We start from the raw sequence: 25328 nt of genomic DNA, 5'->3' as shown, positions 1-25328 counted from the left end.
TCCTTGAAGCAATCCAGATGGCGGACCCTGCGTTGGTATCGCCCTTTGCCGAGGAGCTTGGTCCCTTGGCAATGCGGGCAACACTTCGGCTTGAGCCCGGCCGCAGGCTGGACATGGATCATTCGATCTTGTAATTCCTAGCGATCGCAATTAGGTATCATGCAATATGCGCTACCTCATTATAGCTTTGGTCCATGTGATGGTCGCGCACATCGTTTAAGCAGAGGAAAAACAACCCTCAATGGATTCGAACGAATTCCAAAAGAAGGTTCAGGAACTTCGTAGAGAAAAAATTCTATCAAATATCGCGGAAGCCCAAACGGTTGAAATCGCTAATTTTGAACCTCCAGGTGGAATGGTGGTTCGCAAAGTACTGCGTGGAGACGCTACAGTTGGAGAGCATTGGAATGAGTCAACACTGCCGACCAAATCGGTTCTGATCTATCACAAGTTTATGATTGGCGATATCTCAGGAACCATTGCCAAGACTGGATATTATGAGCTGAACAGCTCCGGTCAGAATGATCTATCGAAAAAAGAAGGTGGTCCCATTTCAATTGAGGAAGTGACCCAATTTCTAAAGAAATACTATACCAATTAAAACCGTGGGACCCTCACTTCAAAACCGGTTAATTCACCATAAACTTTCGGGAGAAGTTATTTGGGTGACTGCAACGATTTATTGAGCATTCCTAAAGGCCCTTTCTGACATATGCGATAGCACCTCATTTTTAATAACACGATACCGCCTACCGATCATTGAGACTTGTGATCACCATCAATATCGGTTAGAGATTGAACGAAAATGAAGAGACTCTCATCAGGACCAACATTCTTAGGAAAGCGAGTCTTTCCGGCAATTATGGGATGCGTTGCAGGAATGATGGCTATCCTGATTTCTAGCCAGGAAATTGATATTCCATTTTTCTTGGCCATTGTGATTGGATTGTTCGCTGGCTTTTTAATGACTATAATTAGCATGCGCCTACTTACCGAATACATGGATGAAGTCTTCGATGCTGGCGATCACCTTGTGATTAGAAATCGAGGAATCACGGAAGAGATTGACCTGAGAGACATACGAAATGTTGATTCGCCCCTGATGCAACCGTCTGTGATTTGGCTTCATCTTCGCCGAGACTCATCTTTCGGCAGAAGCATCAAGTTTTTTCAATCTCCATCACATTCTGGATACTCGAAGCTGGTGGATTCTCTGAATCGTAGAATCAAACAAACCGGACAAATCTCTGGTAACAACAGTGAAGAAGGTGGAGACCTATTATGAAAATACTGAACAAGGGGCTGACTCAAAGGCATTCCACTTTGTCTGATAGCAACTTCCATGCACTCTTTGTGCCGGGTCTAGGCCAACATAGTCGAACGATGAAATGACATGTGATGGATCTCTCCTTGGAGGCGAAGGAGAATTCTGACACCAAACGTCGTGTTGATCGGGAATACCTGAATGTGCGAGCGGTTGCCTTGCAGTGCTGTGCACGAACCGCTTGGTTAAGTGAACCCATTGCTTACCCGATCGAAAAACCCAAATCATCGATGACTGATCCATCTTCTCCGGCCGGAGCGAACCGAAATCGGCTCTTCAACGGCATCTGCCTCGCGGTCATTCCGACTGGCGCAGCCTTCGCGATCATCGCAAACGTGATGAATCAGCTGAAAGCCGACTTCATCCTCACCAACTCACAAGTAGGAGCCATCGCTGGAGCGGCCTTGTGGGGCATGGCGATCTCCCTCCTCGTCCTCGGCCCTTTGCTGGAAGGATTTGGGATGAGAGTGGCGACCATCCTTGCATTTTTGGGCCATATCTCCGGAGTTACTCTTCTCATTGCAGCCTCGAAATTCACCCACAATACCGAGGTCGGTTTTTGGCTTCTGATGTCTGGAGCTGTTTTGCTTGCAGGTGGCAATGGCATGATCGAGGTCGCCGGAAATCCGCTCACCACCGCGCTTTTTCCCGAAGACAAAACCCGCAAGCTGAACAGATTCCACGGTTTCTTTCCGGTCGCGATGCTGATCACCAGTTTGCTTTGCTACGTTCTCAATCAATCCGAGGATATCGCCAATGGATTTTTCTATCACTGGACGTTCCAGCTGAGTCTCATCTACGTGCCGGTCATCGTTTATGGCATCATGGTGTTTCCACAAAAATTTCCGAAGACGGAGAATGCGGAGGCCGGATTGCCGGTAAATGAAATGTTCCGCTACACGTTCACCAAGCCGTTGATGTATGGTATGCTGGTCATGATGGGGATTGCCATCAGCATCGAAATGGGAGTGAACCGCTGGATCCCGCCCATCTTCGATGCAATCGGCCTTCCGGGGGTACTGATGTTCTCTTGGATTTCGTTTATCATGATGACGCTCCGCTTTTTCGCCGGGCATTTCATCAGTCGCCTGTCGCCACCGGGGATGCTCGCAATTGCCTCGATCTTCATGGCTTTGGGCTTGGTTTGCTTTAGCCGGGCGGAAGGTAATTTCATGGCATTTGTGGCCTCCACGTTTTTCGCGTTCGGCGTCGCATTCTTCTTCCCGACCATGGTTGGACTCGTTAGTGAGCGACTGCCAAAAACCGGTTCACTCGGGATTGTATTGATCTGCGGAATCGGTCTCGGCTCTGCCGGACTGATTGGCACTCAAGGCATCGGCATCGTCGCCGACAATCAACTTTCCGCTTATTTGAACGAAGAGCGCAGCGAACCAACGCTCGCGGTGCTCAACGTAGTCAGTAACACCTTCCCTGCCTATCAGGCGCAGGCGGCAGCTGCTAAAGATTCGATCAAGGAATTCGGCTATGTGGATTCCGACATTCAGACTGCCCTGGAAAATACTATCGCTGCCGAAAAAGCTTATCAAAATGACGGTGGCAAAATCATTGGCGCCGCGACGCCACAAGCGCTGCGTGCCATCTCGGGATCGGTCCTCCATCCATCGGATGAACTCAAAAAAGAAGCGAAGAAACTTCTATCAGCTGAACCCATCGACGTTGAAGCAATCCGCAATTACTCCGCCTCTGGCGCAGCACAAAGCGCGGTCATAGCGGGTCAAATCCTCGGCCCGGCCGAAGGTTTCGGCGGTCAGCGCGCATTCATCCGCCTGGCATGGATCCCGTTGATCTTAACCGCCTTTTTCGGACTGATGTATTTCAATGATCGCAGAAATGGCGGATACAAAACGGTCCGGCTTGAGCGTTCACATTGAGTCGTAGCGATGGCAATCAGCCACCTAGATAACTCATTTCCGCCTTGGGCCGCGTGACCGATCCGCGTTCTTCTGAATAACGATCGGCACGATTCGACCAGATTCCGGAAATGGCGGCAGCCACGCCTGAATCGTCCATTTCACCGCGCAGCATCCCACGAAGGTCGAATCCATCGGCGGCAAACAAGCAGGTGAAAATCTTCCCATCTGCGGAAAGGCGAAGCCGCTGGCAATCCCGGCAGAACGGCTTGGTCACGGAGCGTATCAAGCCAACTTCACGCCCGTCGTCTCGGTGCTTCCAATGGACTGCGACCTCGCCGCGATAAGCAGCTGGTCTGGCTTCCAGTTCAAATTCGCTGGCGAGTTCGGTTAGAATTTCATCACCGGAAACCACCTCCCCCATCGCCCAACCGTTGGTCTCACCCACATCCATGTATTCGATGTAGCGCAGATCCACGCCAGTTGCCTTTGCCCATCTGGCAAGTGGCAGGATTTCCTTTTCATTCACCCCTCGCTGGATCACCGCGTTCACCTTTACCGGCAAGCCGAAAACCTGGGCGGTTTCGATCCCTTTCAAAACGCGCTCCACCTTCGCTCCGGTTCCGTTCATCTTCGAGAAAATCACCGGATCAAGCGCGTCCAAACTCACGGTCACACGATCCAGCCCTGCAAGAGCCATGCGCTCTGCGTGATGACCTAACAAGACGCCATTGGTCGTCATCGCGATGTCTTTGACCCCAGGAACCGAGGCGATCATCGCCACCAAATCCTCCAAGCCTTGGCGCAACAATGGCTCACCGCCAGTCAGGCGGATTTTTTCCACACCGAGTGGCACCATGATGCGGATGAGCCGCATCATTTCCTCGAAGCTCAGTAAATCCTGTTTCGGCAGAAAAGCGTAGCCCGGGCCAAACACTTCCGCAGGCATGCAGTAGCGGCAGCGGAAATTGCAACGGTCCGTCACCGAGATTCTCAGATCCCGGAGTCCCCGTCCCAATTGATCCACTGGTAAACTCATGCCCCGCAAATTACCTGCCTGGGATCGGCAAGCAAACGGCAAAATTTCCCGATTAAAAAGTGACTTCGGTGCCGAGCTTGGCGATCTCGACGGAACCGTTGTGTTTCTCCAGCAGGGCATCGCGAAGCGCAACTGCGTGATCCGGTTCGCCGTGCACCAACCAGACTTTTTGTTTCGGTCCGGTCATGTGCTCGAAGTAGTCTAACAATTCCGAATGATCCGCGTGGCCCGAGAATGAATCGACGATTTCGATCTGAGCGCGCACCGTCATTCTTTTGCCAAAAATGGAAACCTCCTGATCACCATCCCGGATGTGACGGCCAAGAGTATTCTCGGCACAATAACCTACGAAAAGCACCGTAGTTCTTGGATCGCCGATGTTGTTTTTCAGGTGATGCAGGATTCGCCCGGCCTCACACATTCCGGATGCTGAAATGATGATCGCGGGTTCTTCCAGATCATTCAGTGCCTTCGATCCATTGACGGAGCGGATCAGGGTGAGACCTTCGAAACCAAACGGATTTTCCTTATCGAACAATGCCTGATAGACCTCGTCATTAAAAGCATCCGGATGGAGCCGATAAATCTCAGTCGCGCTAACCGCTAACGGACTGTCGACGAAAACAGGAATTTCTTTGATTTTTCCGGATTGGAAAAGCTCGTGCAGAACGAAGAGAATCTGCTGCGTTCTTTCCACAGCGAAGGCCGGGATCAGGATCTTGCCTTTCCGGCGAATGGCACTGCGAAGGATTTCACCAAAATGATCTCCCACGCCCGGAGGTGCTTCGTGTTCGCGCCCGCCGTAGGTGCTTTCCATCAAGAGAAAATCGACATCAGGAATCGACACCGGATCGCGCAGCACTTCGTTGCCACCACGGCCGACATCGCCGGAAAAGACGAAGCGTTTTTGCTTACCATCATCCTGATCCGTAATCTCTAACAGCACCTGTGCGCTGCCGAGAATATGGCCGGCATCAACAAACGTCAGCTGAACTCCATCGGCAATCAGCAGCGGTCGATCATAGCCAATGGTCACGAATTGGCGCAGGCAACGCTCCGCATCCTGCTCTGAATAAAGCGCGGCAACCTCGGACAATCCCTCGCGCTGGCGGTGCTTGTTGAGCCACTCAATATCGTGCGTCTGAATGCGTGCGGAATCCGCCAGCATGATCTGGCAAAGATCGCGTGTGGCATGGGTCGAGTGGATGTTTCCTTTGAATCCCTTGGCACAAAGGTTCGGCAAATTCCCGCTATGGTCGATGTGGGCGTGCGAAAGGACGACCATATCAATCGATTTCGGATCGAAATGCGGGAAGCAACAATTGATTTCGTAGGCATCATCGCGCCGTCCTTGATAGAGGCCGCAATCGAGCAGGATTCTCTTGCCGTTTACTTCCAGCAAATGCTGCGAACCGGTGGTGGTGCCAGCGGCACCGCAAAATTTAAGCTTCATCAGAAAACAGGTTTTCCAAGCCTCACCGGATCAGGAAAAACTGCGAGAAAAAACCAGCGAATCTCTCCCACTCGCTTCATACTGAAGGCGTCGCGGTGTTGGCAAATCCATCAAGGTCGCACGATCATAACCGAGACGTGAGAAAAATTCCGCAGCTCGGTTTGTTAGAGCAAAGACCCTGCCGATGCCTCGCTGCTTTGCCATTTCCTCCGCGTGTCGGACCAGCTCCACCCCGTAACCTAGGCCTTCGTGAGCTTGTTTGACATACAAACAAGCAACTTCCGCGCAATCCTCCTGACGATATTCATGAAGCGCCACGCAACCGACGACGTTATCATCGATCGCCATGACGCGGTAATCTTGAAGCTTGTTAAGGATATCCTCGTAGGTCCGGGCTACCAGTTTGGTGCGCCGAACCGAGCGGCCGATCATTCCTAACAGTTCAGGAATATCCTCCTCTTTCAGCTCGCGGATCAGGCGGTAGCTATCGGCGTGGACCATGGTGCCCACCCCTTCGTTCGAGAACAATTCGTTCACCAGCACACCCTGCTGGCGGCCGTTCAGGACATGAACCCGGGGCACGCCACGCAAACAAGCTTCCGCAGCAGATCGGAGCAGCGCCGCACCGATATCATTGGTGAGAGGAACAAACTTTTCCGCATCGGCAGCGCGGATGGCGTGAACCGGTTCACCATCGACCAGGATCGCATTCTCCAGCAACGCGATGATTTTGGTAACGCCAATACCTTTGGCAAAATCCACCACCGGAAGATCCAGCGGACCGGTTGCAGAAGCATCAATGATTGCGGATTGCCCACGTCCGAGAACCTCCAGCACCTCACGCCGTGCATCGGGGTCGCTCACCGGGCGGCTGACGCGCGCAGCCATGATCTCGCACTCCAGTGTCCAGTCATAGAGATCCTTCAAGTCGCCGCCGAGAACCCCGAGAACGAGCTTCACGCCTAGATCTTCCAGCACGGCGAGATCCAGCAGGGTTTCGGCGATCGCAGGTTCCGGCAGAAGTCCGGCTTCGATCAGCACAAAGAACACCTTGCCGCGGAACTGCGGAATGTATTGGAGAACGGCCCGAACGTCGCTTTGGTGCGCCACGATTTTGGATGAGGAAAAGAGTTATCAGAGAATGGAGCCCGGCGAGTAAGCCGCGGCCTCAGGACTGGCAGTCTCCAGTTCGCGCACTGCCTTGGCAAATGCAGCAACCTGGGCTTTGGCAGCACCGGATTCGCGGTCACCGCGTGCGATGATGCCTTGAAGAATCTCCACAGGAAGACCGAGGCGGATATCCTCAGCAAGTCGTTCTACGAGATTATTCGTACTGACTTTTCCGGTCCGCAAATCATTCACGGTGGCAACCGCGTGCTCCTTGATCGCCTTGTGCGCGGTTTCACGCCCGACACCGGATTTCACCGCTTCCATCATGATGGTGGTGGTCATCAGGAATGGCAGGTAATGCGCCGTTTCGGCAGCAATCACCGCTTCATAAGCATCCATTTGATCGAGGATCGTGAGGAATGTTTCGAAGAGTCCATCAATCGCGAAAAACGCGTCTGGAAGCATGACGCGGCGCACCACCGAACAGGAGACATCCCCTTCGTTCCATTGATCACCGGCAAGGCCCGATGCCATGGTGAGATATCCTTTGAGAATCACATGGAAGCCGTTCACGCGCTCACAAGAACGCGAGTTCATCTTGTGCGGCATGGCGCTGGAGCCAGTTTGGCCAGGAGCAAATCCCTCGCTCGCGGTTTCATGACCGGCCATCAATCGCAACGTTTTGCAGAATGAAGAAGGACCCGATGCCAGATCGGTCAAAGCCGCGACAACCCGGAGATCCAGCGAGCGTGGATAGACCTGGCCGACATTGGTCCAAACAGCAGGCATGCCGAGGTGACTGACGACACGTTGTTCCAATTCGGCGACCTTGTCGGCATCGCCTTCGAACAGGGAAAGCTGGTCCATTTGGGTGCCGACTGCGCCTTTGAGTCCGCGCACGGCGTAATGGCCAATAACGGCGTCCAGTGCGGTAAGCGCACTCAGCAATTCCTCGCCAAACATGGCAACGCGCTTGCCGAGAGTGGTTGGCTGTGCGGCGACGTTGTGGGTGCGCGCGGTAAGAATCAGCTCATTCCACTGCTCCGCACGTTCGCGCAGGCGGCGCAGCGTGGCGACGGATTTGTCGCGGATGATCTGAAGCGAACGGTACACTTGGAGCTGCTCGACATTCTCGGTGAGGTCGCGCGAGGTCATGCCTTTGTGCACTTGCTCGAAGCCTGCGAGATCGTTGAACTCCTCGATCCGCGCCTTCACGTCGTGACGGCTGATTTTTTCCCGCGCCATGATCGATGCAGGATCGACCTGGTTTTTCACGCTTTCGTAGGCGGCAATCGCTTCACTCGGCACATCCAGACCGAGATCGCGCTGCGCTTTCATCACAGCGATCCAGAATTCGCGCTCCAGCACGATGCGGCCCTCTGCGGACCAGATGGCTTGAATGGCGGACGAGGCGTAGCGTTCAGCGAGGACGTTAGGAATCACGGGCGGAGCTTGCGCAGCGGATCTTGAACTTTCAAGTGACAGTTCACCCTTCGGCATCAATCAATTCATCACTTCCGACTGGAGATGACTTTTTGAGAGCGGAAGCATTCATTTTTTCCTGCTTTTCGATAGCCATGACGATGACCCCGAAGACCACGAAACTCACCATGGCAGCGTAAAATACGTAAATCGTATTCGTGTTACTGGTAAAGCCGTAGCTGTGAAGGCCTTCACCGAGGAAATTCACATGCCACCAGGAAAATCCGACGATACATGCGGTGAAAACGGAGCAGAAATGCAGGCCCCACTCGCGGATGTAACCACCGAGACGAGCATGCAGAATCACGAGACACCACAAGACGATCAGCAATGCGCCATTCTCTTTCGGGTCCCAGCCCCAGAATCGGCCCCAGGAATCATTGGCCCAAATCCCCCCAAGAATCGTTCCAACGAGCGATAAGAACAAGGTCAGGCAAAGGCAGCCATACACCGTCCGGGTGAACGCGCGGAACAAACTCTTGTCATCCCCGACCAGTCTCAACCCGCGAAGCAACAAATAGCCGCATGAAAGAAACGCGGAGAGCAAACCAGCAGAATACCCGAGCGTGATGGTAATCACGTGAATGGTGAGCCAGTAATTTGAATTTAAAACTGCAACCAGCGGATCCATGTGGTCGGTCGCATCCCCGACCTCATAGCGCCGGGCCAAAACAATCAGCAGGGTGCCAAAGATGGGAGCAAATCCGAGCGCGAAGCGCCGCCGCGTCATAAGCTCAATGATCAATGAAAAGCCAACTGATGATGCCGCGATGAAAATCACTGTATCATACAAATTCCCGACCGGAGGGCGTCCCATGATCAGGCAGCGTTGGACAATCGCAATCGAGCAATAAATCAGTCCGGTCACCGTGAAACCAAGGGTTACCCAGGAAGCAACAGTCCCAGGACTGAGGATTTTGTTGCGGTCACGATTGCCAAAACTCCACATGACGAGCGTGGATAATGTCCCCAGCAAAAAGTAAATCATCGCATACAGGAACCAATTGTGACGATAATAGCTCACTTCCAAATTAACTTTTCCATAATCCCCACGACTTTTCGCACGAGCGTCGAAACGATCTCTCATTTCAGTCAGTTTATTGCGGAAATTCTTTTCACTTGTTCCGTAGGCCTGCACCGTGTCTTCCAAAACGGCAATATCCTCAATCGCCTGTTTGGGATTCTCCGATTTGCCGGTCATGACATTCATGATTTCGTTCCCGGCACTCCGCCAGGTATCATTTTTGGGGTCAGACGGCGGCAAAATGAACAAACCGTAATTTGAGAAATTTGCAGCATCAGTCACTTGCTGCAGCAAGGATTGAATATGCTCAGGGACAGGGTCACCTGTCGAATTGTAACGGCTCAGCTGCTTACTGATTTCCGGTGCAGCCATCATCACATTACTGAGGAAAGCAACTTTCCCTGGCCCACCCTTACCGGAAACATCCGGCAATAGAATACCCGTTTGAGCAAAGCCGAGGTATCCTAACAGCATTTGATAGTTATTAATATTATAAGCTAGATCGACGGTCTGAGTTTTGACTGGATCACGCTTTTTCGCATCAAGAGTTTCGTAGCTTTTCGCCAACTCAATTAATTTATCACGACCTGGTTCAAGCTCGGTGTAACTGTAGCGATCGCGCTTGCCTTTTGTAGTTAAACCGATCGCTTGCAGCACCTCAGCGTTATCGACGCGAAACGTCGGCTCCTGAATCGCAAATTCCGGGCGGAAGAGAGCATCCATCACCCACTCAGTCGGCGAGATTTTATAAACATTGCCGTTCTCGTCTTTGATTTTCATCGAACGAGAACCATACAAACCCAACATCTTGAAACCTGCGTATGCCGCCAGTGGTTTGGTGCGACCACCATCTTGCACGACGATCGTTTCCGCCACTTTGACGGTTTCTTTAGGCCAGGGTTTATAGCCTTTTACCTCGGCAATCTCTCCCTTGGGAAGAGTCGCCATGACGACATTGTAAAATACGGCACAAAGGCCAATGACGGCAATCATTGCGGCGACCCAGCGCCCGGTTTTCGATGGGTTCTTAGACATGGCGATTCTTGCGGGTGCTTCCCATGAGGAAGATTACCAATTTGGTGATAAAGTGGACGAACAAACCAAAAGCTGCCATGTAGAGACAGTATTTCGGCCATTGATCCGACGGATTCCGAACAACTTCCAAGACCGAATACAATGGATCATTTGGACCGGCTCCCTGGGGACCATAACTTGCCTGATAAAATGTCAGTCCCTCGTAGCGCATCGGCTCATTCATCTCAATTTTCACCTTAGCTTCGGTGCCGTTCTCGATGCGGGTGACATCACTGACAAATTTCGATGCCTTGCGGGTGCCTGGGTGGAATGTAGCGGCAAATTCATCCAGTTTCACCTGAAATGGGACCACCCAATACCGTTTGTGCATGTCAAAGGTGAAGGTGCGATCATCGACTTTTATGGTAAACGGGTAGAAGCTGGCTCCGGCCAAAATGAATGGCTGAGGTGATTTCGATTTGTCCCGATACAAGACCCTTGCGTAACAAGCCGCCGTGTTGAGTTCGGCTTTTTTCTCGCTAGGCCGACTCATCAACCAATAGCCATCGACCGTTAATTGATTTTGATCTGGCGCCCGCTCCATTTCGCTGACGGGGCCGCCGTTTTCGAGGTATCCTGCGATTTCGATATCAAATGGAAGATCTGGCAAACGGAAGATCCGGCTTTTGCCATCATCCAAATCCGTCAGATCCTTTCCAGGAATGAAGTGGATTTGCTGGGGCTGACCATCTTTGATTTCTGCGACCTCGACGACGTATTCGAAGTAATCCTCCGCCACTTCACTGGATTGGCCCTTGGACAGAGCCATGGAACCGCGCTCGGTGTAATAATCAGCAACGCCTCCTGCAATCAGCAGGAAAACCATGGAAAAGTGAGCAATGAGAACACCGATATTTTTCCAGCCTTTCCGCATCCGCGCGATGCCGCCAAGGATCAAGTTAACCAACAGAAGTGCACAAACCCAATATCCGCTGGGGAGAATAATAGGGACGACTTTCCCATTGATCTCAGGAACCAAGTAAAACTTATCAATGCTGAAGTACTTGTGAAGTGTCGCCTGAAGACCGAATTCAGTCTGCTCCAAGGTTGCCAGCCAAGTTAGAATTCCCAGGAAAATCAATAGGACCGTCGCCAATCCAAGCCCGGAAAAAAAGTCGAACACCATCAAGAAGGGCGAACGAGGTTTTTTTCGTAAGGGTGGCAGTTCTGAGTGTTCCATGTTTCGAAAAGTATGCGGTGATACGTGGCGCGGGCTGTGAATCAATCAACCATGTGCAGGCTTGCCGCGAAGGCCTCGAGCTGCGGTTTAGCATCCTGAACTTCAGAGGCCGGCCCGATCATTTTAACGGTAAGAATTTGCCCTTGAACATTCGCAATGACGCCGGCCAGCGCATAGTTCGCTTCCTGAACGCCTCCAGCTGCCATTCCTGATTTGTATTCCCCTTCCGCCTCCACCCAAACTCCGGTGGTATCGGCGATCCTGACCTGCCGCATTTTGCGAAATTCCTCATCGGTGAGTGGAGGGCTATCGAACTGCTTGAGCCAGCGGTTCACGTTTTCCAAAACACCGCCTTGGGAAATCGAGACATAGACCTCGCACTCTGCGTTTGGGCCGAAGGTGTAGTTCAGCAATCGAAACTGAGACGCCGGGCGGGCGAGCCAGTTTTCGGGAGCAACTCCTTTGACCGGGCTGGGTTTCGCATCGCGAAAACGCTCGTCGCTGGTGGCAAAAAGTTTCGGATTTGCATCGCGCGAGGTGATGGGCCGCGTTTGCGTGATCACCACTTCTGCTTTTTTCTCGCAGCCTGTCACCGCAATAACGCTTGCAATCAGGACCAACAGCCGGGACTTCATGCCTGCGGCGATACGCCCGGAGCCGGAAACGCGCAAGCCGAATCGGGCAAATCGCGTTCGACTGCCGATCAATCATTCAACCATTTAAACCCGCCATGGAACCCATTCAGTATTTCAATCGACACACCGGAAAGATCGAAACCGAACAAGTTTATGGTGAGGGATTCCTGCGTTGGTCATACGCCAATCCGCTCGGCGCGATCTCACTCCACGCGTTCGTGAAGCGGCCGTTTTTCTCGGCATGGTATGGGCGGAAAATGAGCACGCCTGCCTCAGCCAATCGCATCGCGCCTTTCATCCGCCACTACGGGTTGGACCCTGCGGACTTCGCGGATTCACCGGATTCTTATGGCAGCTTCAATGAATTCTTTTTCCGCAAACTCAAGCCATCCGCCCGGCCTGTGGATCCGGATGAAAACAGCGTGGTATTCCCCGCCGATGGTCGACATCTGGGGTTTCAGAAAGCATCAGACATTTCAGGTGTCTTCGTCAAAGGCCAGCGATTCGACCTGCCAACGCTTTTGGATGATGCCGCGCTGGCGAAAAAATATGCCGACGGCACCCTGATCCTTTCCCGGCTCTGCCCGGTCGATTACCACCGGTTTCACTTCCCGGCAGCCGGGATTCCCGGAAAAACCCGCTCGATCGCCGGCCCGTTGTTTTCGGTCTCGCCGATCGCCTTGCGCCAGAAACTTGCCTATTTGTGGACCAACAAACGAACGGTGACAGAGCTGAAAACGGAGCAATTCGGCACGGTATTGCTGATGGAAATTGGCGCTACCTGCGTCGGCACCATCGGACAAACCTACGAACCGGATTCGCCTGTGGCCAAGGGCGACGAAAAAGGATATTTTGCCTTCGGCGGATCATCCACCCTCACTCTTTTCGAACCGGGAGCAATCCGGCTTGCGGAGGATCTGGTGGAAAAATCCGCCAAACAAATCGAGCTCTACGCCCACTTCGGTGAGCGGATGGGCACCGCCTCCTGAATCGCCGCACCACCTGGAATCCGCTCTTCACCCACCCCATGTCAGCCCACCTCAACCGGCTCGAAGATCACGCCCGCGAAGCCCTGGAACCCGCGATCCGTGGGCAGCTTTCTCCTTCCGAACGGATCGCGCTCTACAAGCGATTCCTGAAAATCGAAGAACACCGCATCAAGCTCCGCCATCGTGCCGGTGCAGGCGGATTGGAAGTCGCACGCGCCCGGGCAGCCTTGATCGACACGGTGCTCAGCTCGATTCTTGCAAGCGCGCTCAACGCCCGGAATGGCAACGTGCCGCCGATCGCCCTGGTCGCCACCGGTGGTTATGGACGTGGCACGCTGAACCCGAGTTCAGACATCGACATTCTTTTCCTGCTCCCCCGCGCTTCCACCAAATTACCCAAGGCGCTGCAGGAGCTGGTGCAGGAAATTCTCTATCTCCTATGGGACGTTGGCTTCAAAGTCGGCCACGCTTGCCGGTCGATCAACGAGTGCATTCAGGAAGCGAAGGCGGATCAGGAAAACAAAACCGCGCTGATGGATGCACGCTTGGTCGATGGCGATCGGCCGTTGTTCGAGAAATTCCAGGAGGGATTTGACCGGGACTGCATTCAGAAAAACCAGGACGCGTTTTTCGATCTGCGCCGACAAGATCTGCGCAACCGCCACCAAAAATACTCACGCACGGTTTTTCTTCAGGAGCCGAACGTCAAAGAAGGCTGCGGCTCCTTGCGTGATTACCAAAACATCCTCTGGGTTGCCCGTGTAAAACGAGGCGACAGCGACCTGAAAAAGCTCGCCGCCGATCGCATCATCACCGCCAACACCTTGCGCGAATTGGAAGCCGCCTACGACTTTCTCCACCGGGTCCGCAATGAACTGCATTACCACACCAAGCGGGCAACAGACATGCTGACCCTGCAACTGCAGGGCGTGGTCGCGACTTCATTCCAATACCCGCAACGCAGCATTCTCCGCCGCACCGAGGCGTTCATGCGCGACTACTATCGCCACACGCGCCACATCTACCAGCACACCGGCTCATTGATGGAAACATTCCAGATCGAGCAGGAGGATCTCGCGGAAAACGGCTTTCGCTCCTTCCTGACCTTCCGCAAAAAGGATCGTGAGAAATTCGACGGTTTCATTGCCCGCGATGGACGGATTTACCCCGCCAACAACGATATTTTCAAAGAAGACATCCACCGGATGATGCGTCTGTTCCAGCATTGCCAGGTGCGCAATCTCCGACTCAGCCCGCAGATCCGGCGTTTGGTGGCAGCACACTGGTCGGACATTGACCGCCCGTTCTGCTATTCGAAAACCAACCGCCAGGTCTTCCAAGGGATTCTCGAACGCAAAGGTGAAGTCGCCCACACTTTAAGACTGATGCACCGGATCGGATTTCTCGGCCGCTACATCCCGGAATTCGGCGCTCTTGATTGCCTGGTGCAGCACGAGTTTTTTCATCGCTACACCGCCGACGAGCACACCCTGCGATGCATTGAGCAACTCGATCAATTGCTCGATGAAACCCGGCCACAGCGGCAGATTTACCGCCGGTTGTTTCTCGATATCGTCGATCCCTACGCGCTCTACCTCGCGGTGATCCTACACGATACCGGTCGCGCGGAAAATGTGCGTGAGCACATCGATGGCTCCGCGATCCTCGCCGCCCGGCTCTGCAACCGCATGCAAATCCAAGGCGCCCGCCGCACCCGGATCATGTTCCTGGTGGACAACCACCTGATCTTTTACCGCACCGCGACTTCGAAAAACATCTACGATCCGGAGGTCATCGCCGAATTTGCCGGGATCATGAAGAACAACGACAACCTCGACGCGTTGTTTCTGTTCACCTTCGCCGATTCCAATGGCACCTCGCCGGATTCCTGGAACGGCTGGAAGGAGTCACTCATTCTACAGCTCTACAAATCGACCAAAACCTTCCTCGAAAACGGTCGCGAAAAGTATTCGAAAAAACTCGATACCGATCGCCGCGCGCTTCGCGACGAAGTGCTGAAACTGATGCGCGAGGACTATCAGCAGGAGGTTAAGCAGCATTTCGAGCGCATGCCGACCGCTGCGTTCAACTTCCGCCAAGCCCCGGAAGTGGTCACCCAGGTCCGCACCGTCCGTCATTTCATCCGCCAGGAAAAGGAAAAGACCAATCCCTATGCATTCTGCATCAAGTGGATCGACCATCCAGAGCGCGGCTACTCCGAAATTGTGCTCGCAGCTCGCGACAAGCCCCTGCACTTGGAAAAAACCTGCTGTGCCTTGGCATCCGAGGAAATCAACATCCTATCGGCTGACCTTTTCACCCGAACGGACGGCATTGTGCTGAACATTTTCCGCGTCTGCACCACGAATTTTGAGCCGGTATCTGATGCAAAAATCCGCAAGCGCCTGGATACCACTTTCAAATCCATCCTCTCGGCTGACGAATACGAGCCGGAAAAATTCCTGCGTCGGCGCAACAACTTCTTAAAAGCACGGACCGATCAGGGGATCATCCCCGTCCCGGTTCGCGCGTTGATATCGAATGAATTGCATCCATCCTGCACCACGGTTGAAATTCAGGCACTGGACCGCATCGGGCTGTTGCACGATCTCTTCCACGCCATCAATCAATACGACTTCAACACCACTCACGCCCGGATCTGCACCGAAAAAGGCGTCGCCATGGACACCCTGTATATCACCACGGAAGATGGGAAAAAAATTGTCGATCCCGTGGTCATCGAAAAACTGACGGCAGACCTTAACGAGCTGGTCGTGCGACCCGAAACTCCCGCATGATTCAGATATTTTTCAGTTCTCTTAAGATTCTGCTTGGCAATCCGAGACAATTCCGCCAACTTCCGCGCCCGCCCGTGCTGGGCAACTTTCGAAACGACGTATTACCATGGCTGTAGCTATCCGACTCAATCGCAAGGGCACCAAAGACCGCCCGTATTACAAAATCGTCGCTGTGGACAGCCGCAAGCGCCGCGATGGCCGTTACATCGAGCAAATTGGAACCTACGATCCACTTCTCGAAGGCGCAAACTACACCATCGATCTTGAGAAGACCGACAAATGGCTCTCAGTTGGTGCAAAACCTTCCGAAACTGTTAACAGCATCATCCGCAAAGCTCGGACCGCTGCTACGAAGGAAGCTTAATCTTTCCGGGTTATCTTTTTCATTTGAGACCGCGCTCCTCACGGGGCGCGGTTTTTTTATGCCTTCGAAGCAACACCTGATTAGGATGGCGGCGGGACTCCATGGCATCTGAATCAGGCACTTTGATTTCGTTTGAGCAGTTCATGCAGGATGCGCTGTATCACCCGAAACGCGGCTATTACTCACGGCACATCAAGGGCATCGGAGTACGTGGAGATTTCACCACCACTCCCCAATGGTCCACGGCTCCGGCGCAAGCCATCGCCCGCTGGGTGGCAAACGCCATGCGGGAATTTGACACGCAGCACCTGATCGAAATCGGCCCCGGATCGGGCAGCCTCGCGGCAGCCGTTCGTAAAAACCTACCGTGGACACTTCGTCGACGGCTCAAACTTCATCTCGTCGAAAGGTCCCCCTCGCTCACCGAGATGCAGCGAAATCTTCTGGGCGATCACGCAACGTGGCACCTCCATCCTTCCACCGCATTGGAAGCAGCTAAGGGTCATGCTGTGATTTACTCGAACGAATTGGTAGATGCTTTTCCCGTTCGCCGATTCACCAAAACATCGGAAGGATGGCGTGAAATCGCACTCTCGCTCCGCCCGGTCATCCAGGAGCACTTGCTCGCCGGTGCTCCCCTGCCCGAGTCCAGCGGCTTTTCCGAAAACCATCCAGTGGGCCAACACATCGAAGTCCACGAATCCTACCACCAATGGCTGAAAAGCTGGCTGCCGCTTTGGAAGAGCGGACGGATACTCACCATCGACTACGGAGCACCAGCCGAAACCCTATACCATCGCCGTCCGGGCGGGACAGTCCGTGGCTACTTATTGCATCAGCGCCTTGAAGGTCCCGCCATTTACCAAAATATCGGACGGCAGGATCTCACTGCTGATGTCAACTTCACCGACTTGATTCACTGGTCACAGCCATGGTGCGGCGACTCAATCCTCAGTTCATTTTCCGATTTTCTGGGTGCTATCCCGGAAAAAGATAAGGCGCTTCTCGACCCGCATGGGGCCGGAAGCGCCTTTCTTGTTCTAGATCAGAAATGCCGGTAAATTAGCGACCACGACGGCCACCGCCGCCATTACCACCGCCGCCTGGGCCACCGCGGAATCCACCGCCGCCGCCGCCATTGATCAGGCGATCTTTAAAGCCATCTGGAATGTCCATTTCTTCAATGGCCGCCTTGGCTGCAGTTGGATCTTCTTCCATCCAGCGCGCCGAGATCGTGCCGATGCTGCGGAACTTGTCGCCACCATCACCCATGTTGTCGGTGAGTGAAAGGAGCTCTTGAGGATCACCATCGGTGTTGCTCATGATGTAGCTGGCAGCAGCGCTGTCATAAACGTCGCCCGTTTGTGATTGGACGTAGGACAAAGCAGCAGCGGAATCTTGATTGACCCAGTTTGGCATCAGCTCATTCATCGAACGGCGTTGGGCCTGCTCGGAAGCATTGGCTTGGAGCCATGCTGCGGCTTTGGCTGGATCTTCAGCTGCCCAGTATTGCATCACGGTGGAAACTGCACGATCAGCCGCATCACCGGAAAGGCTGCTCAGCTCGTTTGCTGCGGTTGCAGGATCGGTTTGTGCCAATCCTTCGATCGCGGAAGCCATGGCAGCATCGCGCTGATCACTTGGCAGGGAGTTTGCCCATGCTTTCGCAGCGTCAAAGTCGGTGGATGCCCAGGTTTTGGCGATTTGTTCGTAAGCACCTTGGCGGTCAGCTTCGTCCATGCTGGTGACCATGGCGGCGGCGGCGGATGGATCCGTTTTTGCGACTTCACTGATCACGGCGGTCATTGCCTGCCCCTTACCGGTCTCAAGCGTGCTTGCCCAAGCCATCGCGGCGGATGGATCTTGTTTCGCCCATTCCGCAGCGATTGTCGCACCCGCGCTATCGCGGCCACGACCAGGACCACCCATCATGTTCATCATCGCGAACTCCTTCGCATTTTCCGAATAGTAGCGCGCGGCGTTTTCTGGATCCACGCTAGCCCAGCTTTGCAGAATCGTGGATTTCGCGAATGCACCGGCGAAGCCCATCGTGTTGGAAAATTCCAGAGCAGCGGTTGGATCCACCTCAGCCCAGCGGCCAAAAAGAACCATCGAAGCCATCATCCGCTCATTCCAAGGGAGATTGGCCAACTTCTTCGCTTCATCCGCCAGCTGATCAGGGGTGAGGTTGGAATAATAATCGATCAAGCCCTGAACACGGCTCAACTGACCAGGCTGCTTGTAGATTTCAGAAGCGGACTTCGCTTTTGAGCTATGTTTTTCCGATGCTGCATCCATTCCCATGCCGGGACGGGACGAGCCTCGTGACATGCGCGCGGCTTGTTCCGCCGCTACGGTATCACTTGATGAGGAGCCTGTATTTTTGCCGGAAATAAATCCGCCAACGGCTCCGACAGCCAATGCTGCTACTGGGACGATCCAAGGATTCTTCATAAGATTGATGGGAATTTCCCATTCAACCGCACGATTTCCCCACGGTTGCAGGTTTTTTCCATATTTTTTCAAGGATGCCGAAAAATTCACCTTCCGCTTGCCTGTGAGCTTTCGCCCGCCAACTCTGTGCCGACCCATGACGCCCGAATCGCCTCAGCCGCCCTACCGTGTCCTTTTCGTATGCATGGGAAACATCTGCCGCTCACCCGCCGCAGAAAATGTCTTCCGCCAGCAAGTCGCCGATGCCGGAAGATCTGCTGAGTTTTACATCGATTCGGCAGGCACACTCGATTACCATGAAGGGTCACCACCGGATCCGAGAATGGCCCGGACTTTGAAATCCCATGGCTACCCTGCCGATGGCTTTGCCCGCCCGCTGAAGAAGGCCGATCTGGAAAACTTCGATTGGGTTCTCTACATGGACGATGACAATCGCCGGGAAATCAACCGATTGGACCGCGACCGGAGCCAGCAGCAGAAAATTCGACCATTCGTCGAGTATTGCAGCGAAAACCACGCCTCCCACGTGCCCGATCCTTATCAGGGCGGTCAGGAAGGGTTTGAACTGGTTTTACGCCTCATCGAAGACGCAGGCCGCGGTTTGCTGGCCTCGCTTCCTTCACGAACCAACTCATGAATCCGCCCAGCAAACTGCGTTCGCTTCTCGCAACCGCGCGGGTCGCCAATATTCCCAGCGTCATCAGCAATGTGGCGGCCGGGATGGTCATTGCATCGCTTTCCCCGACCCCACCTTTTTGGATGATGACAGCCATCATCGCGTCGTTGGCTGGAGTTTTACTCTACGTCAGCGGCAACTTTCTAAATGACTGGCAAGACCGGGATTGGGACGCAAAGCACCGCCCGGAACGAGCTTTGCCGCAGAAATTATTCTCTCCGGGCCAATATCTCATTGCCGCTCGGATTACGGGCATCACCGGCGTCGTCCTGGCATCCCTGTGCAGCCCGATCAGTGGACTGCTCGCACTGGGGATCATGGCCGCAATTTTCATTTATACCAAGTGGCACAAACTCAGCCCCTGGGCGGTCATTCCGATGGGATTTTGCCGGGCCTTGTTGCCCCTGATGGGATTTTTTGCGCTCTCAAAAGGGAGCATGCACAACCCGCATTTTTGGATAACCGCTTCACAAGCAGTTGGCCTGCTGTGCTACATCGCCGGATTATCGCTGAGTGCCCGCTATGAATCGATGGCCGAACCGCCGTGGATCGCCCATCAACTCTCACGCGCGCTGCTGGTTCTCTCCGGCCTCATCATCGCCATCGTTTGGTCACAATTTTCGATCTGGAACAGCTGGCTCGGCTTGCTGCCGTTTGGAATCTGGATTTTGCTTTGCCTGACCATATACCGTCGCCCGATTCCCGCACACGTTTCCTCACTCCTCGCGGGCATTCCGCTGCTGGATTGGATCGGACTTCTTCCTTTGGGCATCGCGTTGATTTCCGCTCCAACGCAAGGATTGATGGCTCTCATTTGCCTCATCCTACCGCCTCTGGCCGTGGTTTCAGGACGTGCGCTGCAGAAAGTTGCGGCCGCCACGTAAATTCCGATCCGGACTTGCTCAATACCGGTTCCCGCGTTCCACTGGAACCGCCGTGACGATCGCAGAGAAACAACAACAGCTTATTGAAGAACTTTCGCTCTTTCAGGATTGGACCGAGCGATACGAATACGTCATCGGGCTCGGCAAACATCTGGCCCCGATGGATGAGGCCGCGAAAAACCCGGATCATCTGATCAAGGGATGCCAATCACAGGTCTGGCTGGATGCGAAAAGCGAAGATGGCAAAGTTCGCTATTTTGCTGACTCCGACTCATTGATCACCAAGGGGATGATCGCTCTTTTCGTAAAAGTTCTGGACGATGAAACTCCGGATCAAATTCTCACCGCTGACATGTCTTTCATCGATCAAACCGGCCTCAAAGAGCACCTCGCTCCGACACGCGCGAATGCCCTCAACCTGATGGCGACCCAGATGAAGCAGCGTGCCCTGGCATTTGCTTCCACCCAGCACTGAGTCGCACGCCATGATTCACGGGCGGTTTGGCGAAAACCCATGATTGTCCCTTCCGATCGCTCATGCAGGAATCCCACAATCCCTATACGCCTCCAGCACCTCAGCTGGAGGCCGCCGACAGGTCGGATTCTCAGGTCCCAGCCGCATCTGGATTGGTTGGGCCATACGGGCGATATTGCAAAAACTCATTGCTCGGCAAAATTCTCGTCTTCCTGCTGGTGCTTGAAGTCATCTGCAACGGGCTGGATCTAGGCATTCAAAACTTCAACGTTCGCAACTTGCCCTTCGATCAATACAGCCTCGATCAGATCGAGATCCTGCGCGGTTTCCTGCTAGGCTCCTTTGCTTTTTACGCGATGCTATTCCTCGCACTGATCGCGACCATGCTTCTGTTTTGCCTTTGGACCTATCGTTGTTCCAAAAACGCATGGCTGTTTGCCAAATATCGCACCGGCACTCGGCTATCCTTCACGCCGCACTGGTCGGTGGGCTGGTATTTCATCCCCATCGCTTTTTTCTGGAAGCCATTTCTGGCCATGCGCGAAATCCGTCAGGAATCGCAATCCACACGGACCGGCAAAAGCCCCGTCGTTGGGCTCTGGTGGGCGTTTTGGCTAACGGACTTTGCTACAAGCTGCCTTTTCAGCTTCCATGATGCGCCATCATACAAGCTCTCACTCGTCAGCGCCTTCATTTCGACCGGATTGTGCATTTTCACCATTCTGCTGATTCGTCAGATCAATCACCTGCAGGTTGAAACCCATCTCAAGCTTGAAAAATGGTCGCGCGAGCCATTTCAGCGAAATTAGCATACGGGAAGGGTTGCGCACATGGCTGATCGGTTTGAAAGTCACGCCGCCTCATGACTCCAGATTTTATTCGAGAAGCCCTCCGCCAAGTCCGCTATCCGGGATTTTCCCGCGACATCGTCTCGTTCGGTCTCGTCAAGGACGTGACTTGCGAAGATGGCCAGACCACCGTGCGATTGGAGATTTCCACCCGCGATCCCAAGGTGCCTGAAAAAATCTTTCAGGATTGCCACGAGATCCTCGATCAGTTGCCCGATGTCGGAACGGTCAAAATCGACATCCAGATCAAGGAAGCGCCCGCCGCCGCTGGTGCGAGCGGAGTCGGCAAATCTTCCATCCCCGGGGTGAAACGCATCATTGCCGTGGCTTCCGGAAAAGGCGGAGTCGGCAAATCCACCGTTTCTGCAAACCTCGCCGTCGCATTGGCCCAGTCCGGAGCAAAAGTCGGCCTTTGCGATTGCGACCTCTACGGGCCTTCGGTCGCCCAAATGTTCGGCACAAACGAGCGCCCGATGGCCAATGAGCACGATGAAATCATCCCGATCGAGGCCCACGGCCTGAAACTCATGTCGATGGGATTCCTTCTCGAAGACCGCTCACCGGTCATCGTCCGCGGGCCGATGGCAACGCGCTACACTCAACAATTCCTACGCCAAGTGGCATGGGGCGATCTCGATTACCTGGTTCTCGACCTCCCCCCCGGCACCGGCGACATCCAACTCACGATTGTGCAGACGGTTTCCGTCGACGGCAGCGTGATTGTGACCACTCCACAAGAAGTTGCATTGATCGATGCACGCAAGGCGGTGTCGATGTTTGCCAAAGTGAACGTGCCGATTTTGGGCCTGATCGAAAACATGGCCTGGTTCGAAGGGGACGATGGCAAAAAGTATCCGATTTTCGGCAAGGATGGCGGCGTTCGCGAAGCAGAGGCCTTGCGGGTTCCGCTTCTCGGCCAAATCCCAATCGACATGCCAACCGGCCAACGCGGTGACGCCGGAGCACCGGTTGCGCTTGTTTCCCCTGAAGAAAACAAAGTTTCCGCTGCTTTCCACCAAATCGCAGCAGGCTTGCGAGAGAAATTGGGCATTTGAGTTCCATTTAAAAAACAGATTGCTCTCAAGGAGGATCCGTTCATCGTTCCACTCGTCGAATGGCTTCAACTGCATTTGAAATCCTCCTCATCCTCATTCTTTTGATCGTTGGCGGCCTGCTTTCGGTGGCGGAAAAAGCCATCGCAGGCGCCCGCAAAAGCAAGCTGCGCGAATGGAAAGAGGTCGGCAACAAAGGTGCCGCGATCGCGCTGGAGTTGATGGAATCCTCCGTTCCACTTCTTCTCGGTATTCGAATTCTTAGGACCGCTGCTGGGGTGATTGCCTCGATCGCTGGCGGCTCCCAACTCGCCGCCTCGCTGGCCCAACAATTCCACGGACTCCCCTGGCTCTCGCCAGTCGCTGATTTCACGGCATTTACCTTGGCGATTCTCGCCATTTGCCTTGTCTGGCTTTTATTTGTCGAACAACTGCCCGCCGAACTGGCTACGCGTTACCCGGAAGCGATCGCATGCCGGAGCGCGGGAATCGTGCAAGCCCTGACCGGCATGACTTCGCCAGTGATCCGCATGCTGACTGCCGCCGCAAACGGCTTGCTTAGAATCGTTGGAAGTCAAAAAAAGCCACCCCCACCGCTATCGAAGGAAGAGCTGGGCCTAATGATCCGCGATACGCTGGAATCCGAAAATGTCCCACCAGAGGATTTCATCATGATCGAGCGGGTCATCGGATTTGAGAAGCTGACCGTGTATGACATCATGATCCCACGGCCCAAGCTCACCTGGATCAATCTGGCAACCCCACACGAACAGGTGTGGCCAAAGATCGTGGGGAGTTCCCAAACCCACTTTCCGGTTTGGGAAAATGACCGGGATAACCTCGTCGGCGTCGTTTCGGTAAAAGATTGCTACGCGCAGCTTGCCGCAGGCATTGAGGTGTCCTTCAAACACCTGATGCGCCCTCCTCTGCTGGTTCCGGTCACGCAGAGAACCAGCGTCACCCTGGAATTATTCCGCAGCACAGGAACTCATGTCGCCTTTGTCCTGGACGAATTCGGCTGCGTCATCGGCATGGTGACACTCATCGATTTGATGGAATCCATCGTCGGCGATGTGCCGACCAAGGAAGAACTGAGAATGCTGACCATCCGCCGGCGGGATGATCACTCCTGGCTGATCGACGGCACATTCGAAACCGATCGTTTGGGCGAGTATCTGGATGACTTCGAGTTACCCGCCAACGAACGCGAAGAATTCCACACGATCTCTGGATATTTCGGCGTCCGCCTCGGGCGGGTCCCGGAAATGGCGGACAGCATTGAAGAAAGTGGCTGGAAATTCGAAATTGTCGGCATCGATGGCATTCGGGCCGATCAGGTCATCGCCAGCAGGATCGACGCAAAATCGCCGGTCACCGCGAAGTTGGCAAAATCTACCAGCGAAGTCGCCACAACCCGGTGACGTCCGCCAGGTGTTGGGAAGTGGGAAATCGCTTTCAATTTCCAATCGCCATTCCCCAAGACCACCATATGTTCGCCGGGTGATCTGGGCTTGGATATTATTTTTAGGATTCGTGTTTGTCATGCTGGCACTGGATTTGGGGGTGTTTCACCGCAAGTCGCATGTGATTCACATCAAGGAAGCCCTAATGTGGTCGGCTTTCTGGATCACTCTCGGGCTTCTGTTTTCGATCGTGGTCTACTTCGGCTACGAACAGCACTGGTTCCACCTCGGTCTCAACCCGGACGGTTCTGCCGCAATGGATCCGGCGGACAAACTGGTCAACGACGGCAAACTCGCCGCCACCAAATACCTCACGGGCTACGTCGTCGAAAAATCTCTGAGTGTGGATAACATTTTCGTGATCGCGATGGTGTTCAGCTCACTCGCCGTTAGGCCGCGCTACCAGCACCGGGTGCTATTCTGGGGGATTCTCGGTGCCTTGATCATGCGCGGCGTCATGATCGGAATCGGCGCCTCACTGGTGACCAACTTCCATTGGATTCTATACGTTTTTGGCGCATTCCTTGTCTTCACCGCGATTAAAATGCTGGTGACGGATGAGGATGAAGGCAATCCCGCCGACAACAAACTGGTCGCCTGGATTTCCCGAAGGTTTCCAGTCACCCGCAACTACCACGGCAAACATTTCCTCGTAAAAGCAGACTCCGCCGCGTCACGTGAGGCGGCGGATCCAGATGAGCAACAGCAAGCCGATGAAGCTGTGGAAAAAGCGAGATCCGGCAAATGGATGCTCACTCCACTTGCGATCGCTCTGGTGCTGGTGGAGGTGACGGATCTGATTTTCGCGGTCGATTCGATCCCTGCGATTTTTGCGATCACCGCGGATCCATTCTTAGTCTTCACCAGCAACGTTTTCGCCATCCTTGGCCTGCGATCGCTGTATTTTGCCTTGGCCGGAATGATCTCGACCTTCCGCTACCTGAAACCCGCGCTTTCGTTGATCCTCTTCGTGGTCGGCGTCAAAATGCTCGCCCTCAAATGGATCAAAATGTGGCTTGGCGAATCAACCAACTTGGTCGTACTTGGTCTGATATTCGGAATTCTAGCGGTTGGAGTGATTGCATCAATTTGTTCCAAGAAAAAAGCCGCCGACTGACGAATCAGCGGGCGGC

General features: G+C 54.0%; 22 protein-coding genes. 14 read left to right on the top strand and 8 right to left on the bottom strand.

Annotation, left to right across the window (positions count from 1 at the left end; genetic code table 11):
* The first annotated feature begins 241 nt into the window (after positions 1–241).
* The 3 genes from JIN85_RS05125 to JIN85_RS05115 all read left to right on the top strand — a co-directional run bounded on the left by JIN85_RS05125 (position 242) and on the right by JIN85_RS05115 (position 3216).
* Positions 242–601: a hypothetical protein gene (locus JIN85_RS05125; RefSeq protein WP_200268274.1), complete on the top strand. Its 360-nt coding sequence runs from the start codon at positions 242–244 to the stop codon at positions 599–601.
* 204 nt (positions 602–805) lie between these two features.
* On the top strand, positions 806–1285 hold the full coding sequence (locus JIN85_RS05120) for a hypothetical protein (RefSeq protein WP_200268272.1): 480 nt from the start codon (positions 806–808) through the stop codon (positions 1283–1285).
* A 113-nt stretch (positions 1286–1398) separates the two neighbouring features.
* On the top strand, positions 1399–3216 hold the full coding sequence (locus JIN85_RS05115) for an MFS transporter (RefSeq protein ID WP_200268270.1): 1818 nt from the start codon (positions 1399–1401) through the stop codon (positions 3214–3216).
* 16 nt (positions 3217–3232) lie between these two features.
* Here JIN85_RS05115 and moaA read toward each other — a convergent pair whose 3' ends face one another.
* From moaA to JIN85_RS05080, 7 genes are all read right to left on the bottom strand, one after another.
* Entirely contained in the window at positions 3233–4234 is a 1002-nt protein-coding gene (gene moaA / locus JIN85_RS05110; RefSeq protein WP_200268268.1) for a GTP 3',8-cyclase MoaA, read from the bottom strand.
* A gap of 52 nt (positions 4235–4286) precedes the next feature.
* Entirely contained in the window at positions 4287–5687 is a 1401-nt protein-coding gene (locus JIN85_RS05105; RefSeq protein ID WP_200268266.1) for an MBL fold metallo-hydrolase RNA specificity domain-containing protein, read from the bottom strand.
* Between the two features lie 30 nt (positions 5688–5717).
* Positions 5718–6797 carry a GNAT family N-acetyltransferase gene (locus JIN85_RS21885; protein WP_200268264.1) on the bottom strand — a complete coding sequence of 360 codons (1080 nt, stop codon included), beginning with the start codon at positions 6795–6797 and terminating at the stop codon, positions 5718–5720.
* Positions 6798–6821: 24 nt separating this feature from the next.
* Complete coding sequence (purB, locus tag JIN85_RS05095) at positions 6822–8297, bottom strand: adenylosuccinate lyase (protein ID WP_200268262.1); 1476 nt, start codon at positions 8295–8297, stop codon at positions 6822–6824.
* Complete coding sequence (locus tag JIN85_RS05090; protein WP_200268260.1) at positions 8284–10338, bottom strand: cytochrome c biogenesis protein; 2055 nt, start codon at positions 10336–10338, stop codon at positions 8284–8286. Before JIN85_RS05090 ends, purB begins: the two co-directional genes overlap by 14 nt.
* Positions 10331–11503 carry a cytochrome c biogenesis ResB family protein gene (locus JIN85_RS05085; protein WP_200268253.1) on the bottom strand — a complete coding sequence of 391 codons (1173 nt, stop codon included), beginning with the start codon at positions 11501–11503 and terminating at the stop codon, positions 10331–10333. The genes JIN85_RS05090 and JIN85_RS05085 overlap by 8 nt, the downstream gene beginning before the upstream one ends.
* Positions 11504–11598: 95 nt before the next feature.
* A complete protein-coding gene (locus JIN85_RS05080; protein ID WP_200268251.1) occupies positions 11599–12192 on the bottom strand; it encodes a hypothetical protein in 594 nt (197 codons plus the stop codon).
* A gap of 95 nt (positions 12193–12287) precedes the next feature.
* Between JIN85_RS05080 and JIN85_RS05075 the strand changes: the two genes are divergently transcribed.
* The 4 genes from JIN85_RS05075 (at position 12288) to JIN85_RS05060 (ending at position 17404) form a co-directional block, all read left to right on the top strand.
* Positions 12288–13181 carry a phosphatidylserine decarboxylase gene (locus JIN85_RS05075; protein WP_200268249.1) on the top strand — a complete coding sequence of 298 codons (894 nt, stop codon included), beginning with the start codon at positions 12288–12290 and terminating at the stop codon, positions 13179–13181.
* Positions 13182–13219: 38 nt separating this feature from the next.
* A complete protein-coding gene (glnD, locus tag JIN85_RS05070; RefSeq protein ID WP_200268247.1) occupies positions 13220–15979 on the top strand; it encodes a [protein-PII] uridylyltransferase in 2760 nt (919 codons plus the stop codon).
* Positions 15980–16085: 106 nt separating this feature from the next.
* Complete coding sequence (gene rpsP / locus JIN85_RS05065; protein ID WP_200268245.1) at positions 16086–16343, top strand: 30S ribosomal protein S16; 258 nt, start codon at positions 16086–16088, stop codon at positions 16341–16343.
* A gap of 101 nt (positions 16344–16444) precedes the next feature.
* A complete protein-coding gene (locus tag JIN85_RS05060) occupies positions 16445–17404 on the top strand; it encodes an SAM-dependent methyltransferase (protein ID WP_200268243.1) in 960 nt (319 codons plus the stop codon).
* A 1-nt stretch (position 17405) separates the two neighbouring features.
* Here JIN85_RS05060 and JIN85_RS05055 read toward each other — a convergent pair whose 3' ends face one another.
* Complete coding sequence (locus tag JIN85_RS05055; protein WP_200268241.1) at positions 17406–18797, bottom strand: hypothetical protein; 1392 nt, start codon at positions 18795–18797, stop codon at positions 17406–17408.
* Between the two features lie 136 nt (positions 18798–18933).
* Here JIN85_RS05055 and JIN85_RS05050 point away from each other — a divergent pair, with 136 nt between their 5' ends.
* The 7 genes from JIN85_RS05050 (at position 18934) to JIN85_RS05020 (ending at position 25312) form a co-directional block, all read left to right on the top strand.
* Complete coding sequence (locus JIN85_RS05050) at positions 18934–19434, top strand: low molecular weight protein-tyrosine-phosphatase (RefSeq protein WP_200268239.1); 501 nt, start codon at positions 18934–18936, stop codon at positions 19432–19434.
* Complete coding sequence (locus tag JIN85_RS05045; RefSeq protein ID WP_200268237.1) at positions 19431–20357, top strand: UbiA family prenyltransferase; 927 nt, start codon at positions 19431–19433, stop codon at positions 20355–20357. Before JIN85_RS05050 ends, JIN85_RS05045 begins: the two co-directional genes overlap by 4 nt.
* 52 nt (positions 20358–20409) lie before the next feature.
* A complete protein-coding gene (locus tag JIN85_RS05040) occupies positions 20410–20832 on the top strand; it encodes a SufE family protein (RefSeq protein WP_200268235.1) in 423 nt (140 codons plus the stop codon).
* 62 nt (positions 20833–20894) lie between these two features.
* On the top strand, positions 20895–21641 hold the full coding sequence (locus tag JIN85_RS05035; RefSeq protein ID WP_200268233.1) for a DUF4328 domain-containing protein: 747 nt from the start codon (positions 20895–20897) through the stop codon (positions 21639–21641).
* A gap of 53 nt (positions 21642–21694) precedes the next feature.
* Complete coding sequence (locus tag JIN85_RS05030) at positions 21695–22735, top strand: Mrp/NBP35 family ATP-binding protein (protein ID WP_200268231.1); 1041 nt, start codon at positions 21695–21697, stop codon at positions 22733–22735.
* Between the two features lie 59 nt (positions 22736–22794).
* Positions 22795–24153 carry a hemolysin family protein gene (locus JIN85_RS05025; RefSeq protein WP_200268229.1) on the top strand — a complete coding sequence of 453 codons (1359 nt, stop codon included), beginning with the start codon at positions 22795–22797 and terminating at the stop codon, positions 24151–24153.
* Positions 24154–24163: 10 nt separating this feature from the next.
* Positions 24164–25312, top strand: coding sequence for a TerC family protein (locus JIN85_RS05020; RefSeq protein WP_343225486.1), 1149 nt, complete (start codon positions 24164–24166; stop codon positions 25310–25312).
* Positions 25313–25328: the final 16 nt, after the last annotated feature.

Source organism: Luteolibacter pohnpeiensis (assembly GCF_016595435.1).
Lineage (GTDB): Bacteria > Verrucomicrobiota > Verrucomicrobiia > Verrucomicrobiales > Akkermansiaceae > Luteolibacter > Luteolibacter pohnpeiensis.
Note: the sequence above shows the minus strand (reverse complement) of the source record. Positions and strands in the feature narration are given on the sequence as shown.

Coding starts and splice junctions, on each gene's coding strand:
- JIN85_RS05125 (WP_200268274.1), top strand. CDS start 242: ATGGATTCGAACGAATTCCAAAAGAAGGTTCAGGAACTTCGTAGAGAA.
- JIN85_RS05120 (WP_200268272.1), top strand. CDS start 806: ATGAAGAGACTCTCATCAGGACCAACATTCTTAGGAAAGCGAGTCTTT.
- JIN85_RS05115 (WP_200268270.1), top strand. CDS start 1,399: ATGGATCTCTCCTTGGAGGCGAAGGAGAATTCTGACACCAAACGTCGT.
- moaA (WP_200268268.1), bottom strand. CDS start 4,234: ATGAGTTTACCAGTGGATCAATTGGGACGGGGACTCCGGGATCTGAGA.
- JIN85_RS05105 (WP_200268266.1), bottom strand. CDS start 5,687: ATGAAGCTTAAATTTTGCGGTGCCGCTGGCACCACCACCGGTTCGCAG.
- purB (WP_200268262.1), bottom strand. CDS start 8,297: ATGCCGAAGGGTGAACTGTCACTTGAAAGTTCAAGATCCGCTGCGCAA.
- JIN85_RS05090 (WP_200268260.1), bottom strand. CDS start 10,338: ATGTCTAAGAACCCATCGAAAACCGGGCGCTGGGTCGCCGCAATGATT.
- JIN85_RS05085 (WP_200268253.1), bottom strand. CDS start 11,503: ATGGTGTTCGACTTTTTTTCCGGGCTTGGATTGGCGACGGTCCTATTG.
- JIN85_RS05080 (WP_200268251.1), bottom strand. CDS start 12,192: ATGAAGTCCCGGCTGTTGGTCCTGATTGCAAGCGTTATTGCGGTGACA.
- JIN85_RS05075 (WP_200268249.1), top strand. CDS start 12,288: ATGGAACCCATTCAGTATTTCAATCGACACACCGGAAAGATCGAAACC.
- glnD (WP_200268247.1), top strand. CDS start 13,220: ATGTCAGCCCACCTCAACCGGCTCGAAGATCACGCCCGCGAAGCCCTG.
- rpsP (WP_200268245.1), top strand. CDS start 16,086: ATGGCTGTAGCTATCCGACTCAATCGCAAGGGCACCAAAGACCGCCCG.
- JIN85_RS05060 (WP_200268243.1), top strand. CDS start 16,445: ATGGCATCTGAATCAGGCACTTTGATTTCGTTTGAGCAGTTCATGCAG.
- JIN85_RS05055 (WP_200268241.1), bottom strand. CDS start 18,797: ATGAAGAATCCTTGGATCGTCCCAGTAGCAGCATTGGCTGTCGGAGCC.
- JIN85_RS05050 (WP_200268239.1), top strand. CDS start 18,934: ATGACGCCCGAATCGCCTCAGCCGCCCTACCGTGTCCTTTTCGTATGC.
- JIN85_RS05045 (WP_200268237.1), top strand. CDS start 19,431: ATGAATCCGCCCAGCAAACTGCGTTCGCTTCTCGCAACCGCGCGGGTC.
- JIN85_RS05035 (WP_200268233.1), top strand. CDS start 20,895: ATGCAGGAATCCCACAATCCCTATACGCCTCCAGCACCTCAGCTGGAG.
- JIN85_RS05030 (WP_200268231.1), top strand. CDS start 21,695: ATGACTCCAGATTTTATTCGAGAAGCCCTCCGCCAAGTCCGCTATCCG.
- JIN85_RS05025 (WP_200268229.1), top strand. CDS start 22,795: ATGGCTTCAACTGCATTTGAAATCCTCCTCATCCTCATTCTTTTGATC.